Raw genomic sequence first — 17,299 nt, 5'->3', positions numbered from 1 at the left:
CGGGGAACCCGGATTCAGAGCGGTTATTAGGACTTGACCTTGATGGACTCGATGGCCGCGGTGGCCTTCTCGGCCAGGGCCGGGGAGAGCGGGGCAGACTTGGCGGAATCCGCGGCGGCCTGCTGGCCTTCCTCGGAGACTACGTAGTTCTCGAAAGCCTTGACCAGGTCAACGGTTTCCTGATTGTCGTATGCGCTGCAGACCACGTGGTAGGAAAGGAGGACCACCGGGTAGGCGCCGGCAGCGGTGGTCTTGCGGTCCAGCTTGATGGCAACGTCGGTGCTTGCGCGGCCTTCAACGGGGCTGCCTGCTTCCACGGCCTTGGCGGCTGCTTCTGCGGAGATCGTGACGAACTCTTCGCCCACCTTGATGGACGCGGTGCCGAGCGTGCCGCCAACAGCGGAGTCATCAGCGTAGGTCACGGCACCGGGGGTGTCGGTAACGGTCTTGACCACACCGGAGGTGCCCTTGGCGTTCTCGCCCTGCAGGGTTGCAGGCCAGATGCCGTCGGACTCGTCCGTCCAAACCTCAGGAGCTGCCGTGGCCAGGTAGTCGGTGAAGTTGGTGGTGGTGCCGGAGTCGTCCGAGCGGTTTACCGGGGTGACCTTGAGGTCCGGCAGGGTAACGCCCTCGTTCAGGGCGGCAATGGCGGGATCGTTCCATTTGGCGATTTCGCCGCGGAAGATCTTGGCCACCGTGGCAGCGTCGAGCTTCAGGTCGGTGATGCCGGGGAGGTTGAAGGCCACGGCGATCGGGGAAATGTAAACGGGGATGTTGATGGCGCCGTCGGGACCGCACACGGCCTTGGAGCTCTCGAGCTCTTCGTCCTTGAGGTAGGCGTCGGAACCGGCAAACTGTGCCGAGCCATCAAGGAGGGCCTTGCGTCCTGCGCCGGAGCCGTCCGGGGAGTACTGCACGGTGGCGCCCTGGTTAGCGGAAGCAAAACCGGCCTTCCACGCGTCCATGGCTGCACCGGTGGAGGAAGCGCCGATGCCGGTGAGAGTTCCGGTGACCTTGGGGCCGGCGGAAGCCTGGCTGCCGGTAGGCGAGGTGCCCGTGGCGTTGTCTGAACCGCAGGCGGTGAGCGCGAGAGCGCCGGCTGCGATAACAGCGATAGCCGCGTGGCGGCCGAAGCGGAGTGCCTTCACTAGTTGTACCCCTTCCAGGGTCTCAGTTTTGCGGGCAGGACCGGAGACGCCCTGCAGCGCGATGCGTACGTTTTGTACCTTCATCGAAGTTATGGGCCGCAGGTAACGGGATTGGCGGTCCAAAGTGAACGGGACATTAACGACGGCGGGATATTGGCTTACAAGTGCCGGGTTCCCATTGCGTAGATCACATGTCCGGCCGTAGTGCACACGCTTCAGAAGTATAAAGTCCGGGCAGCAATAGACTGGACGTCATGGCCCCCGCAGCAGGACTCTCAGCAAGCAGGCGGTTCCTGCATGGCCGTATCCGCACCGGCCTGATCCGCAGCCGGAATTCGCTGCTTCCCGCCATCCAGATGACCCTCTGTGCGGTGGGCGCCTACGCCTTCGCCGAGTATGTGCTGGGCCATTCCGGCCCCCTGTTCGCGGCCACGTCCTCCCTCATCGCCCTGGGCTTTTCCCGGGAACCGAGGCTGCGCCGGGTGGTGGAGGTGGGCCTGGGCTGCACCATCGGCATCGCCGTGGGTGACCTGCTTCTGCACTGGCTGGGCGGCGGGATCTGGCAGGCCGCCGTCGTCCTTCTTTTCTCCATCCTGCTGGCCCGCTTCCTGGACAGCGGGACCATCTTCACCACGCAGCTGGGGCTGCAATCGCTGCTGGTGGTCCTGCTGCCGGCGCCGGCCGGCGGGCCGTTCACGCGAAGCATCGATGCCGTGGTGGGCGGCCTCTGCGCCTTGCTGGTGACCATCCTCATTCCCAAGGACCCCCGGCGGGAGCCGCGCAAAGACGTCCAGAAGCTGCTGCACGAACTGGCCGAGGTGCTGCGCGAGTGCGGCGACGCGCTCGTCAGCAGTGATTCCACCCAGGCCTGGCACGCACTCATCAGGGGCAGGAACTGCCAGCCGCTGGTGGACGGAATGCGCCAGTCCCTCCGCGCGTCCGGGGAGGTGGCCACCCTCGCCCCGGCCTACAGGAGGCACCGGGAGGAACTGGACCGGCTCAAGAAGTCGCTCGACTTCATTGACCTGGCACTGAGGAACAGCCGGGTCTTCGCACGCCGGCTCACCAGCGCCATCAACCACGCTGCGCTTTCCGACGAGGCCACGGAGAACATTGCGGAGGTGCTGCAGGAGACCGCTGCCGCCATTGACGAGCTGTCGCTGGGACTGGCGGAAACGCACGACGGCGTCCGCCGCGCCCACCTGCGCACGGCCCGTCGGGACCTGAGCGAGATCGCCCTGCGCCTGCATCCCAAACTACTGGAGGTGCAGAGGCTGGAAGGGGAAACGGTGGTCATGCTGTACCGGCCGCTGATGGTGGACCTGCTGGAGGCCACCGGCATGGACGCGCGCGAAGCCCGGGACGTGCTGCCCGCGCTGTAAGGCGGTGGTTATGCCCGGGTTCCCCGGTGGTCGAGCACCTGACCGTTGGTTCAGCTGCCGGTTTCGGCGCCCTGGCTGAGGCGAAGGTCGTCGGCCATCCGGGCCACGTGAAGGGTCAGGTAGGTCACTTCGTCATCGGTGAGAGGCTCGCCGAGCCGGAGTTCCAGGACAGCCTGCAGCTTCAGGGCAGTGCCGAAGGCCTCGGGGTATGCTTCGCGGATGGCGGATCCCAGTCCGGTTGATCCTTCCGCCAACTGCCGTCCGGTATGCGCACGGACGAAGAAGTAGCGCAGGTGGGTGATAAACCGGGCGGCGTTGACTGTTTCCCGGTCAAAGGCGCGGCCATAGGCCTGCTCCAGGACTTCGAAGAGCTGGGCGAAGACGCCGGTCATTTGGTATGTGTAGGACAGGTCGCCGCTGGCGAAGCCTGCGTTGACGAGGTGGAGTGCCACTGCAACGGACTCGTCGCGGGGCAGCTGTTCCTCGAGCCTGTCGTTGACGAAATCGACGATCTGCTGCCCCATCCGCAGCTCGTCGGGATAAAGGTGGGCGACCTCGGCCCGGAGCGGGTATTCGATGTTCAGGCCCTGCCGCAGCCGTTTGATGGCGAAGCTGAGGTGGTCTGCAAGTGCCACCACCGTGGTGGAGTTCAGCGGTCCTGTCATTCCCCCGCGGGCGATTTCCAGCGCCTGGTCTGCCAGCGTTAGGTGTTCGGGCGGGATGGCAGCCACCAGGGCGCCGAAGTTGTCGGCGTTGCGGCCGTCTTCCGGGACGAAGACGCGCACCACCTTGGTTTCGTCCACCTGCTGGCCGGGTTTGGCCTGGAACCCCAGGCCGCGGCCGGTGAGGATGACCTCTCCCCTGTCGGCGGCGCGGGCGAGGACGACGTTGTTGTTGAAAACGCGCAACACCTCCACGTCGTCCTCCTTTCGTCGTTGAGCGGGACTGCTGGTGCCGGCCGGAGCGGAAAGGGTGGATCCTTTGCCGCCCCGGCCGGATGGTTCCGGCTGGGTGCCAGCCTCTGAGCTGGCCCTAGTCTTTCAGGGTTGCGGCCCTACTTCAGGCTCGCGCCGTTGGTGGCGATGACTTCCTGGTACCAACCGTAGGACTTCTTCGGGTACCGCTCCATGGAGCCGGTGCCGTCGTCGTTGCGGTCCACGTAGATGAAACCGTAGCGCTTGCTCATCTGCGCGGTCGAGGCGCTGACCAGGTCGATGCATCCCCACGAGGTGTAACCCATGAGCTGGACCCCGTCCCTGACTGCCTCGCGGGCCTGCACGAGGTGGTCATTGAGGTAGCCGATGCGGTAGTCGTCGTTGACGGTCTTTTCGCCGTCGACTTCCTCCAGCTGGTCCACCGCGCCCAGGCCGTTCTCCACAATGAACAGCGGCTTCTGCCAGCGGTCCCAGTAGTCGTTAAGCGCCACCCGGAGGCCCTGCGGGTCGATCTGCCAGCCCCACTCGGAAGCCTTAAGGGTGGGGTTGGGAACGCCGCCCATAATGTTGCCCGGACCCTTGACCTTCTTGGCGGGGTCGGCCGTTTCACAGATGCTCATGTAGTAGCTGAAGGACACGAAGTCCACCGTGTTCTTCAGGTCCTCGCGGTCCTGCGCGGTGATGTCCAGCTCGATCCCGTTGTCGCGGAAGTAGCGCAGCAGGTAGCCGGGGTACTCGCCACGGCAGTGGATGTCACCGAACGCGTAGCTGTCCTGCGCCGTGTGCATCGCGGCAACAACGTCAGAGGGATCCGGCGTCAGCGGGTAGGTGGGCAGGGCGATGATCATGCAGCCAACCTGGGCGCCGGGCATCAGTTCGTGGGCCAGTTTGGTGGCCCGCGCCGAAGCCACCAGCTCGTGGTGGATGGCCTGGTAGAGGTCCTGCCTGGTGAGCTGTTCCTTGGGCGTGGGGATGCCGCCGGAGAGGAACGGCTCGTGGATTACCGAGTTGATCTCATTGAACGTCAGCCAGTACTTAACCCGGCCGCCGAAGTGCTCAAAGAGCGCGCGGCAGTAGCGCTCGTAGAAGCCGATCAGCTCGCGGTTGGTCCAGCCGTTGTACTTCCGGGCCAGGTGCAGCGGGGTCTCGTAGTGGCTGATGGTCACCAGCGGTTCAATGCCGTGCTTCTCAAGTTCGTCGAGGATTCGGGAGTAGTACGCAAGGCCCTCGGCGTTGGGGGTTTCCTCGTCGCCGAGCGGGAAGATCCGGCTCCACGCGATGGAAAAGCGGAACACCTTGAAACCCATGTCCGCGAAGAGGGCGATGTCCTCTTCGTAACGGTGGTAAAAGTCGATCGCTACCTGCTTGAGGTTCTCCGGCGTCGGGCCCTCCGTGGGCGTCTCCGTGATGCCCTTCGGCATCACGTCCTGGATGGAGAGCCCTTTGCCGCCCTCGTTGTAGGCGCCTTCGATCTGGTTGGCGGCGGTGGCGCCGCCCCAGAGGAAGCCTTCGGGGAAAGTGGTGGTCACAGTAATCATTCCTTCATCAGTAGGACTGGAAAGTGGAGTGGGGACTTAGGCTCAGACCTGGACGGTGATGGCGGTGTCGCCCTGGGCGAGGGTGCCGCCGGCCACCGGGTTTACGTCGGCCAGCTGGGCGGTGTTGGTGACCATCACCAGGGTGGTGGTGTCGTAGCCCGCCTCGGTCACCACGTCCAGGTCGACGACGGCGAGCAGGTCTCCCGCACGGACCTGCTGGCCGCGGCTGACTGCCGATTCGAAGCCGCGTCCCTGCAGCTGGACGGTGTCGATGCCGATGTGGACCAGGACCTCCACACCGTCGTCGGACTTGATGCCGAAGGCATGGCCGGTCTTCATGGCCGCCTTGATGGAGCCGGAGATCGGCGAGTAGATTCGGCCGTCTGCGGGGATGATGCCCAGGCCCTTGCCCATGGCGCCGGAAGCAAACACCTTGTCCTGGACGTCGGCCAGCGCAACTGCCTGTCCGGCGACGGGGGCAAGGACGTCAACGGTGCCTGTGACAGCGGTGCTGGTGGCCGTGGCGCTGGTAGAAGAAGCTGGGACGGGCGCAGCTGCTGCCGGCGTATCAGCAGCGGTTTCGGGAACGGACGTACCGGCGTCGGACGCTTCCGCCGCTGCCTCCTCACGCGGGCCAAAGAAGAAGGTCAGGAGGAAGGCAATGGCGACGGCTGTGCCGGTGCCCAGGAGCTGCAGGCCGAAGTTGCCCACGGTGCTGAAGGCCGGCAGGCCGAGGAGGGACGGGAACACAAATGCCGTGGCGCCGCTGCCGCCGGCAGATGCGATGGCGCCACCGATTACGCCGCCTGCGATGCCGAAGTAGAACGGCTTCTTCAGCGGCAGGTTCACGCCGTAAATGGCGGGTTCGGTGATGCCGGCGAGGAATCCGGACAGGGCTGCGGGGCCGGCTACGGTGCGGCGGGCCTTGTTGCGGGTGCGGAACATAACAGCGAGCGTTGCGCCGGCCTGGCCCAACACGGCCGCGAGCAGTGGACCGAGCAGGAGGGAGTAGCCCTGGGTGGCGATCTCGTTCAGCATGCCCGGGACCAGGCCCCAGTGCAGGCCGAAGAGGACAAAGACCTGCCAGAAGCCGCCCATGATGCCGCCGGCGAGCCACGGCGCGAAGGTGAAGGCGGCGTTGATGCCGGCGGAGAGGCCCTGGGCGGCGAAGGTGGTGATGGGGCCGACGGTCAGCAGGACCAGCGGGACCATAACCAGCAGGGTCAGCAGCGGGGTGGTGAAGTTGCGGATGGCGGAGGGAAGCACTCGGGTGAGGCAGCGCTCCAGGTAGCCCTGCAGCCAGACCGCCACGATAATCGGGAGGACCGAGCTGGTGTAGTTCATCATCACCATGGGGATGCCGGCGAAGTTAACCGGTTCGGCCTGCGCAGAGAGCGCCACGATGCTCGGGTAGACCAGTGCGCCGGCGATCGCCATGGACGTGAACTGGTTGGTTTTGAACCGCTTCGCGGCGGTGACTGCCAGGAAGATGGGCAGGAAGTAGAAGAGTGCATCCGCGGTGGCCGCCAGGATCACGTTGGTCTGCGATGCGGGGTCCAGCCAGCCGAATTGGGTGGCCATGCTCAGGAATGCCTTGAGCAGGCCGGCCGCGGCCAGCGGCCAGATGACCGGCGAGAAGATCGAGGAGATCAGGTCGATGAAGCGGTTGAAGAGGTTGCCATGCGCAACCGGTTCATCGTTGGCGCCGGCGTCGTCGCCGGTCAGTTTGGTGATCTTGCCCAGTTCGGCGTAGACCGTGGGGACGTTGTTGCCGATGACCACCTGGTACTGGCCGCCGGCCTTCATAACCGTGATGACGCCGGGCAGCTTTTCAATGGCAGCCGTATCGGCTTTTGCATCGTCCCGCAGCTTGAGCCGGAGCCGTGTTGCGCAGTGGGTGGCGCTGGCGATGTTCTTCTCGCCGCCCACTCCCTGCAAGATATCTCCGGCCAGCGACCGGTAGTCCACACTTGGCATGTCAGACCTCTCTGTCTATTTTTGGGCACAAAAAAAGACCCGAGACGCACGTATTGTGCTTCTCAGGTCTTGCCCCATTTCCGGGTAACAATCCTGTAGGCGAAATTGCCTTCGGTGTTCGACTATACATGTGGCCGTGGTCACCGGCAAGTGCTTTCCCGCGCGTCTTGGTGGCTCGGCCCCCGCCACACGGGGAATGTCAGGGCCCGCCACTAGGGTGGAAGCCATGGCAACAAAGACTTCCCGGGCGTCCAAGGCGCCCGCCTACAAGTGCGCCGAGTGCGGCTGGACCACCGTCAAATGGGTGGGCCGGTGCGGTGAGTGCCAGGCGTGGGGCACCGTTGAGGAAACGGGAGCCGCTGTTGCGCGTACGACGGCGGCCACCATTGTTCTGGAGCCGGCACGACGGATCGCCGAGGTGGACGCCACCACTGCCGCCTTTCTGCCCACTGGTGTCGATGAATTGGACCGGGTTCTGGGCGGCGGGCTGGTGCCGGGCGCCGTCATCCTGCTGGCGGGCGAACCCGGCGTCGGCAAGTCCACGCTGCTGCTGGACGTCGCGGCGAAGTTTGCCCGGACGGCGCAGGACGTGCTCTATGTGACCGGTGAGGAATCCGCCGCGCAGGTGAAGTTGCGTGCGGAGCGCATAGACGCCGTGGCTGAATCGCTGTACCTATCCGCGGAAACGGATTTGGGTCAGGCGCTGGGTCAGGTTGAGAAAATCGAGCCCCGGCTCCTGATCGTGGACTCCGTACAGACCCTCAGCAGTGCCGATGTGGATGGCAGCGCCGGCGGTGTTTCACAGGTGCGTGAGGTTGCCGCGTCCATCATTGCCGCGGCCAAGCGCCGGAACATGACGACCCTCCTGGTAGGCCATGTAACCAAGGACGGCTCCATCGCCGGGCCGCGGCTGCTGGAGCACCTGGTGGACGTGGTGTGCCAGTTCGAGGGCGAACGCCACTCCCGGCTGCGGCTGCTCCGCGCCGTCAAGAACCGCTACGGACCCACCGACGACGTCGGCTGCTTCGACCTGAACGAGAACGGCATCGAAGGGCTCACCGATCCCAGCGGCCTGTTCGTCAGCCGCACCAAGGAGCCGGTCTCAGGCACGTGCATCACCGTGACGATGGAGGGCCGGCGTCCGCTGCTGGCCGAGGTGCAGTCGCTGCTTGCTGAAAGCCCCAACTCGCAGCCGCGACGGGCCACCAGCGGCCTGGACAGTTCCCGGGTTTCCATGCTGCTGGCCGTCCTTCAGCAGCGCGCGGGTACCCAGCTGCACAAAGACGATTCCTACGTGGCCACGGTGGGGGGCGTGAAGCTGAGTGAACCTGCCACGGACCTTGCTGTTGCCCTTGCGGTGGCTTCGGCAAAGGCCCGCAAACCGCTGCCCATCCGGCTGATTGCCTTCGGCGAGGTGGGCCTGGCCGGCGAGGTCCGCCCGGTCCCCGGCATCAACCAACGCATCCAGGAGGCACACCGGCTGGGGTTCACCCACGCCGTTGTCCCCGCAAGCCACGCGGGGCCGGGGCCCGTGCCGGCCGGCTTCTCGGTCCGCGAAGTGGAGCACTTGACGGAGGCCCTGAGTCTGCTGATTGGATAGGACTTGCTGCTTGACTGGAGTTCGCGGGTCTTTAATACCGGACCAAGTCCTGCTGTCACCGGTACTCTGGAGCTACCTTCGGGCAGCCGAAGGGTTTTATTTCTGCGCTGGGGGGCCGGATTGCTGAAGCAACGTCAAGAGTCGGACATAGCTGTGGCCGATGCCGGGGAACTGGCCATCAACGGCCCCCTTGCTGACCGCGTTGATTCGCTGTATGGAAAGCTTGGGGTCCGGGGCCGGGTGGTATTGGCCCAACTGCCCCTCACCCTCACTGTTTGCCTGGTAGTGGCAGCTGCGGCGACGTTCAGCCCGGCCACGCTGGCAAGCGACATGTTCCGTCTGGCACTGCTGGCCCACACGGCGATCTTCGCTGCCTGCCTCGCCATGCCTTGGGCGAGGCTGCCCGTTGGCGCCTCTGCGGCTATTCCCATCCTTGACTGCATAGCAATCGGGTTCACAAGGGAAGCAGGGGGGGCCGGCCTTCAACGTCCTGAGCCTTTTGCTGGTATTCCCCGTCGTTTGGCTTTCCGTGCGCCGCCGCCCGCACATGCTTTTCCTCGCCATCTTCGGGGCGGTGCTCAGCACAGTGCTCCCCATTGCCACCGTTGGCTCATCTCCGACTCCGCCGGAAATGATCAGGATGATATTCCTGCCCCTTGTAATGTCGGCTATCGCCGTGACCGCGTATGCCGTGGCTGGCATCGTTCTCCGGCAACGCCAGAGACTTCTGCACAGCGAACATGAGCTTGCGCAAACACTCGCGGAAAACATGCGCCGCCAGCGCCTCCTGGATGAGGTGCTTGCAGCAGTAGGAATTGGCGTCTGGGTGGTGGATGCCGAGGGCAGGACCGTCCTGACGAACAAGGCCATGCAGGCTGATCCCGCGCTGGCAGCCCTCACGGAGACGGCTGGCCACGACGGGCTTTACCTCGCCGACGGGTCCTGCCCCGTGCCCCCGCCCCTGTCGCCTGTATCGCGCGCGATCAGCGGTTCCACCATTGCAGACGAGCTGTATTGGGTCGGAGACCCGGCCGATCAAGCACAACAGCGTGCCTATACGGTGGGCGCCCACGGCATACGTGCGGGCGAAGGGGAGGACGGCGGTTCGATACTTACATTCGTGGACGTGACGACCCTGATCAGCGCACTGGCGGCCAAGGACAATTTCGTTGCCACCGTTTCCCACGAGCTGCGCACACCTTTGACATCGATCCTCGGCTATCTTGAGCTGGTATTGGATGAGCCCGACCACGAGGAGATCCAGGCGGAGCTTTTGGTGGTGCACCGCAATGCCCAGCATCTGCTGGGCCTGGTTAACGACCTCATCGCCGTTGCGTCGGAGCGCGTGGAACTGTCTCTGGAGGACACGGACCTGGCCAAGCTGCTGACCGAAGTAGTTGACTCGACCACTCCCAAAGCTGCAACGAACGGGATCCAACTGGTCCTCGACGTCGAGCAGCCCCTGCCCGCCCGGGTGGACCCGAACCGGATCCGCCAGGTGGTTGGCAACCTCCTCTCCAACGCCATCAAGTATTCGCAGGGAGGGGGGACAGATCACAGCTCTGGCACGAAGGAACGGGGCAGAGCTTGTCTGTTCGATCACGGATTCAGGGGTGGGCATGAGCGCCGAAGAGCAGGAGCAGGCGTTCACGAAGTTCTTCCGGTCAGCGCGGTCCCGTGAAACAGCAATCCCGGGCGCCGGCCTGGGCTTGCCGGTCAGCAAAACGATTGTTGAAGCGCACGGCGGCTCTATCAGCCTCGACAGCACTCCCGGTGCGGGTACCACCGCAACATTCACCATCCCGTGTGCTGATAGCTAGGGACCATGGACCTTTGCCCCGTCACGGCTGGCTGGCCGGCTGGCCCTAGCTGTGCTGCGACAAGGAATCGGGATCGTCCTTGTGCGCGTTGAAGAGCCAGCCGGCAACGTCGCTGCGCAGCACCAGGAGCGGGCCGCCGGTAGCGCTGACGTTTCCGGTGGGCACATAATAGCCACGGCCCGACCCGGGTCCGCCGGCCGCACGGTCCAGTGCGTCCACCAGGTACCGCGGCAGGTGGCCCTGTGGGCCAAGAGTGCGAAGTTCATCAAGTTCATCCGGCGTGAGCCGTCCCAAAACCTCAGCGATGTTGGCCATGACGGGTCCCTTCGAGCAAAGTGCCTGAAGGAATAACCTAAAGCAGCACCATGAACTGCAGGTTAACGCTGGACGGCAGTTTCCGTTCGTTATGAATTTCTCAGCACGTGGAGGGCAGATGCCGGTTTTCAGCGCAGGAATACTGCTGCACAGGAGGACTGACCCGGGTGGCCTGGAGGTCTGGATAGCTCACATGGGCGGACCGTTCTGGGCGCGCAAGGACGCACATGCGTGGTCAATCCCGAAGGGTGAATATACCGGGGATGAGGAACCGCTGGCGGCGGCCCTGCGGGAATTCGCCGAAGAAATGGGCTCCCCGGCCCCCGCCGCGGACTACCAGCATCTCGGACAGTTCCGGCAGCCGTCCGGCAGCCGTCCGGCAAGATCATCACAGTTTTCACGGCGGAGCAGGACTTCCGGCCGGAGCAGATCGTCAGCAACACCTTCCCGCTGGAGTGGCCCAAAGGTTCGGGCAGGATCCAGCACTATCCCGAGATCGACGACGCCCGCTGGTTTCCCGAGGCGGAAGCCCGGCTCAAGCTTGTGAAGGGCCAACTGCCGGTCCTTGACGCCCTGGCGGAACATGTACGCGGGCAGTCCTAGGAACAATGCCTGCAGGAACACTCCAACAGCACCTGCTCAGGGAGCACAGTCAAGCAGCGGCCTGTTCCCGCTGCGGCACCTTGATGACAGCGACGCCGTCCCCGGCAAAGAGCATGGTCCGCCCGGCGCCATCGTTCCTGATCATCCAGAAGACGCTGCGGTCGGCGGCGATCATGTCGATGGTTCCGGACATCACAGCCCCACCCGCCGTTCGTACCTCCACGTGATCGTTCCTGCACAGCCTGGACCAGTCAGGGACAGGGGCAGCTGCAGGTGCTGGGCTACGGCCGGTGGGATTGTGGTTGTACATGGCGCTTCCCCTCACCGGCCTTAGAAGTTGCCGCCGTCGGCCTTGACGGCCAGGACGGGACGGTCGGCCTGCATCAGGATCTGCTGGGCGTGGCTGCCCAGGATGAACTTGCCCACCTGGGTGCGGTGCCGCAAGCCAATAACGATGAGCGAGGCGTCAACCTCCCTGGCGACGTCAAGGAACTCATCGGCCAGATCGTGCTGGTAGGGCGGCTGAATGACGGTTGCCGTTACTCCGACGTCGGCAGCCCGCCTGGCCGCCTGCGCCAGGACGTCCTCCGTCGCCACTGACTTGTCCACCAGGGCACCCTGCCGCGCCGAGTTGACGATTACAAGGTCCTCGTTCCGGAGCTTCGCTTCGGCTATGCCTGCCGTGAGTGCGGCCTGTCCTGCGGGTGTTGGGACGAATCCGACGATGATGCTCATACCTTCTCCTTGATGTCCGGCGTGACGGCTGGTGTTGTGGCAGTTGAATTGCGCTTGCGCTTGGCGATGGCAGTGCGGACGGCCGGAAGCACAGCTACCAGGACGAAGACCACCAGCAGGGTGGCAGAGATGGGGCGTCCGAAGAAGCCGAGGGGATCGCCGCCGAAGACGAGCAGGGAACGGCGCATCGAGCTTTCCAGCAGTTCACCGAGCACGAAGGCCAGTACCAGGGGGCCCGGTTCGAACCCGAACTTTTTCATGAGGTAGCCGATGATGCCGAAGACCACCACGAGCGTCACGTCGAACATGCTGTTATTGATGGTGTAGGCACCCAGCAGCGTGATGAGGGCAGTGACGGGCGCCAGGATGGCGGCCCGGACGCGGAGGATCTTCACGAAGATCCCCACCAGCGGAAGGCTCATGATCAGCAGCAGGATGTTGCCGATGTACATGGAGTTCACCACGCCCCAGAAGAGCTCCGGATCCTGTTCCACCAATTGCGGGCCGGGGGTAACACCCTGGATCAGCAGGGCGCCGAACATCAGCGCCATGGTGGCGTTGGCCGGGATGCCCAGGGTCAGCAGCGGAATGAAGGAGGAGGTTGCGGCGGCGTTGTTGGCGGTTTCCGGTCCGGCGACGCCTTCCGGGGCGCCCTTGCCGAAGCGTTCAGGCTGCTTGGCACGCTTTTTCTCCATGGCGTACGAGGCCATCGAGGCAATGGTGGCACCGCCGCCGGGGAGGATTCCCAGGAAGAAGCCAAGGACGGATCCGCGGCCGATGGCTCCGGAAGCCTGCTTGAGGTCTTTGCGGGAGGGCCAGACGTTGGCCACCTTTGACGGCGCCTTGGCCGCCCGGTGGCGTTCCTCGAGGTTGTAGAGGATCTCACCTAAACCGAAGATGCCCATGGCGATCGGCACGAAATCGATGCCGTCGGCGAGCGGCAGGCTGCCGAACGTGAAGCGGCTTTCGCCGGTAAAGATGTCCCGGCCAACCGTGGCGAGCAGGAGCCCGAGTGCAGCGGCGATGAGCGCCTTCGCTTTGGACCCGCTGCTGATGGTGGCGACGAGGAGGATTCCGAGCATCGCCAGTGCGGTGTACTCAGGCGGGCCGAAATCCAGCGCAAAGCTCGCCACAAGGGGAGCCAGGAAGGTCAGGCCAATGATGGCGGCGGTTCCCCCGATGAAGGAACCGATGGATGCCAGGCCCAGGGCCGTTCCAGCCCTTCCCTGTTTGGCCATCTGATAGCCGTCGAAGACAGTCACAACCGACGACGCCTCACCAGGCAGCCGGAGGAGCACGGAGGTGATGGTTCCGCCATATTGCGCGCCGTAAAAGATGCCCGCCAGCATGATGATCGCGGTGACGGGCTCCACGTTGTAAGTGAGGGGAAGAAGGATGGCGATGGTTGCCGCCGGCCCCAAACCCGGCAGCACGCCAACCATCATGCCGATCACGACGCCGAGCAGGCAGTACAGGAGGTTGGTCGGCTCCAGGACAACCGCAAATCCGTTGATAACGGGATTCAGAAAATCCACGGGGGTCTCCTAGAAGAGGTGGGGAATGGAGGTGTTCAACGCGAGGACGAAGATGGCATAGAAACCAATAACAACGCTCGCGCTGACCACAAGGGTGGAGCGCCAAGTTTCACCGCCGAGGAACCGCATCCAGATGACGCACAGCACCAGGGCCGGCAGTTCAAAGCCGATCAGCGGCATCAGTGCCACCATGGCAATGAGGGTCACCAGACCGGTCAAGGGCGCGGTGGACATGCGCGTGAACTTTTCCGCATCCCGGTTGTGGCGGCCGGCAATCAGCTGGAACAGTCCCAGGGCCACCATGACGCAGCTGATGATGAACGGCCAAAGGCCAGGCTGCGGGGCGGACGGCGTGCCCAGTCCCATGGCCATCGAAAGAATGGCCGCACCAATGCCGACGCCGAGAACCACCAACGATGACGCAGCGTTCGCGAGAGCTCCGGCTGCGGGAGGTTTTTCCTCCTCCCACTGTGCCGCCAGCTGCTCGGGCGTCAGGTCATCCAGGCCTTCGTCAGGAAGGGTTTGGGGGGCATCCCCGCCGGGGGCAGCAGTGTGGCTGCTGCCCCCGGCCGGTGCTGCGGGGGTTCCTTTCACAGGAATCACTTATTTCCGCTCAGGCTGATGTCGTACTTCTCCACCAGTTCCTTGTACTTCGCTGCGTAGCCCTTCCACTCCGTCACAACTTCCTCGCCGGAGATCTCCTTCGGAGTCAACGAGTTCTTCTTGTTGAACTCCTTGTAGGCGTCGGACTTGAACGACTCCTGGAACGCTGCGAGCAGCTTGTCCTTGACCTCCTGCGGGGTACCCTTCGGGGCAGCCACTGCGCGGTACTGGGCAACCGGGACGTCATAGCCGGCTTCCTTTGCCGTAGGCGTATCGGGAAGGAAGCTGGTGCGCTCCTCGGAGAAGACGAGGAGCGGGGCTACCTTTCCGGCCTGGATTTGCGGCATCGCTTCGCCGAGCTGGATGGTGGCGAGCTCAACCTGGTTGCCGAGGACAGCCGTCAGGGCGGGCTTGCCGCTGTCAAAGGGGATGTCCGTGCCCTTGACGTCCGCCTGCTTGAAGAGCACGGTCTGTGCCAGCTGGCTTCCGGTGCCGACGCCGGTGGTGCCGAAGGTGACGTTGCGTCCTGCTGCGGTCACATCCTTGAAGGTCTTGAATCCGGACTCGGCGCTGGCTACCAGCACGTAGTCGTCCTGGGACAAACCGGCAATGATGTCCAGGTCGTCAATGTTCACGGCTTCATCGGCGCTGACTGCCAGCGGGGTGATGGTGATCAGGGATGCGTTGAGCAGCACCAGCTCCTGGCCGTCAGCGGGCTTGCCGGCTACTTCCTTAGTAGCGAGGGCGCCGTTGGCGCCGGGCTTGTTGACCACGGGCATCGGCTGGCCGAGCGTCTTGGAAGCACCTTCGGCGAGGGCGCGGGCGATCAGGTCTGTACTGCCACCGGCAGCCTGGCCCACCGAGAGGTTAACGGGGCCGGACGGGTATTTGGCGGAATCCGCCGTGCCGCCGCCGGCGACGTTGCCGCATGCCGTCAGCGCCAAGAGCGTGACGGCGGATGCCGCTCCGAGAATCGTGCGGCGTGTGGGGAAGTGCATCATTGGAACTCCTAGTTGGCACGGCGGGCGTTGGGGCCCGGAACATCTGTGAAGCGGGTCACCCCGTTCGCTGTGTCGAGTGTAGGGAGTGGTTATGATGCATGTCTAAGCCCAAATCTGCATCATTTGATACCTGGAAGGCATCATGTTTACTTTTGACCAGCTGGCCGGCTTCATTGCCGTCGCGGAGGAGCTTCACTTCGGACGGGCAGCCGAACGGCTGAACATGACGCAGCCCCCACTGAGCCGCCAGATCCAGAAGCTGGAAAAGATCGTCGGGGCTGAACTGCTTGAGCGGGACAACCGAAAAGTGGAGTTGACGAACGCTGGACAGACGTTCCTGGAGGAGGCGCGCCGCCTCATGGCCCTTGCCGAACGGGCGCCGGTAACGGCGCGGCGGATCGCCTCGGGACGCTCAGGCGTTCTCCGCATCGGGTTCACCGCGGCCAGCGGCTTCAGCATCCTGGGGCCGCTGCTGGAGGAGCTTTCAGGAATCATCCCCGACGTGGATGTGGACCTGCAGGAACTCGTGACGGGCGAGCAGCTCCACGGTTTGCTGACAGGCGAACTCGATCTCGGCCTGGCACGCCCTCCGTTCGACAAGGAGACCTTCGACTCCCACTTGCTCTACCGCGAGTCCATGGTCCTGGCCGTCCCGTCCCGCCACCCCTTAACGCTGCTGGCACGGGATATCTCGCCGGAGGACTTCAAGGAGGAGTCGTTGATCATGCATTCCGCCACCCAGGCCCGTTACTTCTACGACCTGGTGGTCCGGACGCTCCCCTTCAACCATGCCAACGTTGTGCACACCGTGAGCCAGATCCTGACAATGGTCTCGCTGGTTGCAGCAAACCGGGGCGTGGCCTTTGTGCCCCACTCGGCCACCCTGCTGGGCATCAAGGGTGTTGAGTTCCTGCCGCTGGCCGTGGGTGACAGCGAACAGGTGGAACTCCATGCCATCTGGAACCGCAGGATTACCAACCCTGCGCTGGCCCGCCTTCTGCGGGACCTCGAGTTCGCCATGGAATAAGGTGAACGGCACCACCATCATGCCTGGAAGGTATCAATACATACACAAATGCACTTAGACAGGCATCAGCGACGCTCCTAGTCTGGAAGGGAATCATCAGCCCGCCGCCCGCGGCACACACACCGGAGGACCACACCGTGGCAAAGTACTCACCCCAGGAACTGGCGGACACCCTCAAGGAAGGCCTGCTGTCCTTCCCTGTCACCTCGTTCGACGCCGAGCTGCAGTTCGATGAGGAGAACTACCGCAAGCACCTGGCGTGGCAGGCGAGCTTCCCGGTGGCCGGCCTTTTCGCCGCCGGCGGCACCGGTGAAGGCTTCTCGCTGACCCCGGCCGAATCAGAGCGCGTAGTCCGCACCGCCGTCGAAGAAGTGGGCGGCCAGGTTCCCGTCCTCGCCTCTGCCGGCGGATCCACCGCCCAGGCCATCGAGAACGCGAAGGCTGCCGAAGCGGCCGGCGCCGACGGACTCCTGCTCCTCCCGCCATACCTCACCGAGGCTGACCAGGGCGGACTGACCGAGCATGTCAGCGCCATCTGCAGCGCCACGTCCCTCGGCGTTATCATCTACAACCGGGCCAACGCCATCTACAAGGACACCACGGTGGCCACCCTGGCTGACCGCCACGAGAACCTCATCGGCTTCAAGGACGGCGTGGGCGACCTCGAGCACGACGCCCGCGTCTACGCCAAGCTCGGCGACCGCCTCTTCTACCTGGGCGGCCTGCCCACGGCCGAAACATTCGCGTTGCCGTTGCTGCAGCTCGGCATGAGCACCTACTCCAGCGCCATGTACAACTTCGTCCCGCAGTTCGCCCTGGATTTCTACCAGGATGTGCGCAACAACGACCGCGTGGCCGTGAACAAGAAGCTCAACGACTTTGTGATCCCGTACCTGGACATCCGCGACCGCGTGAAAGGCTACTCGGTATCCATCGTCAAGGGTGGCCTTGACGCCATTGGCCGCTCCGCCGGGCCGGTCCGCCCGCCGCTGCAGAACCTCGCCGAGCAGGACCTCGCGGACCTCAAAGCCCTCATCGCCAGCGTTTCCTGATCAACCGACTCCTGATCCACCCTTCACT

Annotated in this window: 16 protein-coding genes and 1 pseudogene; 7 read left to right on the top strand and 10 right to left on the bottom strand. The window is 64.3% G+C overall.

Translation table 11 applies throughout. The features are described from left to right. Positions 1-26 precede the first annotated feature (26 nt). On the bottom strand, positions 27-1,148 hold the full coding sequence (gene pstS / locus CXQ88_RS10920) for a phosphate ABC transporter substrate-binding protein PstS (protein ID WP_104044239.1): 1,122 nt from the start codon (positions 1,146-1,148) through the stop codon (positions 27-29). Between the two features lie 254 nt (positions 1,149-1,402). Here pstS and CXQ88_RS10915 point away from each other — a divergent pair, with 254 nt between their 5' ends. Further along, positions 1,403-2,530 (top strand): FUSC family protein, encoded by a 1,128-nt coding sequence (locus tag CXQ88_RS10915; RefSeq protein ID WP_104044190.1) that lies wholly within the window; start codon positions 1,403-1,405, stop codon positions 2,528-2,530. Positions 2,531-2,580: 50 nt separating this feature from the next. On the opposite strand, the gene CXQ88_RS10910 is transcribed toward CXQ88_RS10915, so the two are convergent. The 3 genes from CXQ88_RS10910 to CXQ88_RS10900 form a co-directional block, all read right to left on the bottom strand. Next, positions 2,581-3,447, bottom strand: coding sequence for a PRD domain-containing protein (locus CXQ88_RS10910; RefSeq protein WP_104044189.1), 867 nt, complete (start codon positions 3,445-3,447; stop codon positions 2,581-2,583). Positions 3,448-3,584: 137 nt separating this feature from the next. Continuing rightward, positions 3,585-5,003: a glycoside hydrolase family 1 protein gene (locus CXQ88_RS10905; RefSeq protein WP_104044188.1), complete on the bottom strand. Its 1,419-nt coding sequence runs from the start codon at positions 5,001-5,003 to the stop codon at positions 3,585-3,587. 42 nt (positions 5,004-5,045) lie between these two features. Further along, positions 5,046-6,980: a beta-glucoside-specific PTS transporter subunit IIABC gene (locus tag CXQ88_RS10900; protein WP_104044187.1), complete on the bottom strand. Its 1,935-nt coding sequence runs from the start codon at positions 6,978-6,980 to the stop codon at positions 5,046-5,048. A 226-nt stretch (positions 6,981-7,206) separates the two neighbouring features. Between CXQ88_RS10900 and radA the strand changes: the two genes are divergently transcribed. The 3 genes from radA (at position 7,207) to CXQ88_RS22310 (ending at position 10,400) form a co-directional block, all read left to right on the top strand. Then, the gene (radA, locus tag CXQ88_RS10895) at positions 7,207-8,580 is read left to right on the top strand and encodes a DNA repair protein RadA (RefSeq protein WP_104044186.1); all 1,374 of its coding nucleotides are present in this window, start codon (positions 7,207-7,209) and stop codon (positions 8,578-8,580) included. Positions 8,581-9,211: 631 nt separating this feature from the next. Continuing rightward, on the top strand, positions 9,212-10,261 hold the full coding sequence (locus tag CXQ88_RS22315) for a sensor histidine kinase (protein WP_258061819.1): 1,050 nt from the start codon (positions 9,212-9,214) through the stop codon (positions 10,259-10,261). Further along, positions 10,143-10,400: a sensor histidine kinase gene (locus CXQ88_RS22310; RefSeq protein WP_306736739.1), complete on the top strand. Its 258-nt coding sequence runs from the start codon at positions 10,143-10,145 to the stop codon at positions 10,398-10,400. The genes CXQ88_RS22315 and CXQ88_RS22310 overlap by 119 nt, the downstream gene beginning before the upstream one ends. A 45-nt stretch (positions 10,401-10,445) precedes the next feature. Here CXQ88_RS22310 and CXQ88_RS10885 read toward each other — a convergent pair whose 3' ends face one another. After that, positions 10,446-10,715 carry a hypothetical protein gene (locus CXQ88_RS10885; protein ID WP_104044185.1) on the bottom strand — a complete coding sequence of 90 codons (270 nt, stop codon included), beginning with the start codon at positions 10,713-10,715 and terminating at the stop codon, positions 10,446-10,448. Positions 10,716-10,833: 118 nt separating this feature from the next. Here CXQ88_RS10885 and CXQ88_RS10880 point away from each other — a divergent pair. After that, positions 10,834-11,318: pseudogene (locus CXQ88_RS10880) on the top strand (NUDIX domain-containing protein). 49 nt (positions 11,319-11,367) lie between these two features. Here the strand turns inward: CXQ88_RS10880 and CXQ88_RS10875 are convergent. The 5 genes from CXQ88_RS10875 to CXQ88_RS10855 form a co-directional block, all read right to left on the bottom strand. Next, positions 11,368-11,541 (bottom strand): hypothetical protein, encoded by a 174-nt coding sequence (locus CXQ88_RS10875; RefSeq protein ID WP_258061817.1) that lies wholly within the window; start codon positions 11,539-11,541, stop codon positions 11,368-11,370. A 107-nt stretch (positions 11,542-11,648) separates the two neighbouring features. Then, the gene (locus CXQ88_RS10870; RefSeq protein ID WP_104044183.1) at positions 11,649-12,053 is read right to left on the bottom strand and encodes a universal stress protein; all 405 of its coding nucleotides are present in this window, start codon (positions 12,051-12,053) and stop codon (positions 11,649-11,651) included. Next, a complete protein-coding gene (locus tag CXQ88_RS10865) occupies positions 12,050-13,588 on the bottom strand; it encodes a tripartite tricarboxylate transporter permease (protein WP_104044182.1) in 1,539 nt (512 codons plus the stop codon). Before CXQ88_RS10865 ends, CXQ88_RS10870 begins: the two co-directional genes overlap by 4 nt. Positions 13,589-13,597: 9 nt before the next feature. Next, positions 13,598-14,182 carry a tripartite tricarboxylate transporter TctB family protein gene (locus tag CXQ88_RS10860; RefSeq protein WP_104044238.1) on the bottom strand — a complete coding sequence of 195 codons (585 nt, stop codon included), beginning with the start codon at positions 14,180-14,182 and terminating at the stop codon, positions 13,598-13,600. Between the two features lie 5 nt (positions 14,183-14,187). Further along, entirely contained in the window at positions 14,188-15,192 is a 1,005-nt protein-coding gene (locus CXQ88_RS10855) for a Bug family tripartite tricarboxylate transporter substrate binding protein (RefSeq protein WP_104044181.1), read from the bottom strand. 142 nt (positions 15,193-15,334) lie between these two features. Between CXQ88_RS10855 and CXQ88_RS10850 the strand changes: the two genes are divergently transcribed. Next, positions 15,335-16,219, top strand: a complete 885-nt coding sequence (locus CXQ88_RS10850; protein ID WP_104044180.1) for a LysR family transcriptional regulator — start codon at positions 15,335-15,337, stop codon at positions 16,217-16,219. 137 nt (positions 16,220-16,356) lie between these two features. Next, the gene (kdgD, locus tag CXQ88_RS10845) at positions 16,357-17,271 is read left to right on the top strand and encodes a 5-dehydro-4-deoxyglucarate dehydratase (RefSeq protein ID WP_104044179.1); all 915 of its coding nucleotides are present in this window, start codon (positions 16,357-16,359) and stop codon (positions 17,269-17,271) included. Positions 17,272-17,299: the final 28 nt, after the last annotated feature.

This window comes from Arthrobacter sp. ZGTC412 (genome assembly GCF_002929215.1).
Lineage (GTDB): Bacteria > Actinomycetota > Actinomycetes > Actinomycetales > Micrococcaceae > Arthrobacter.
This window is presented reverse-complemented; position numbering and strand designations above follow the sequence as displayed.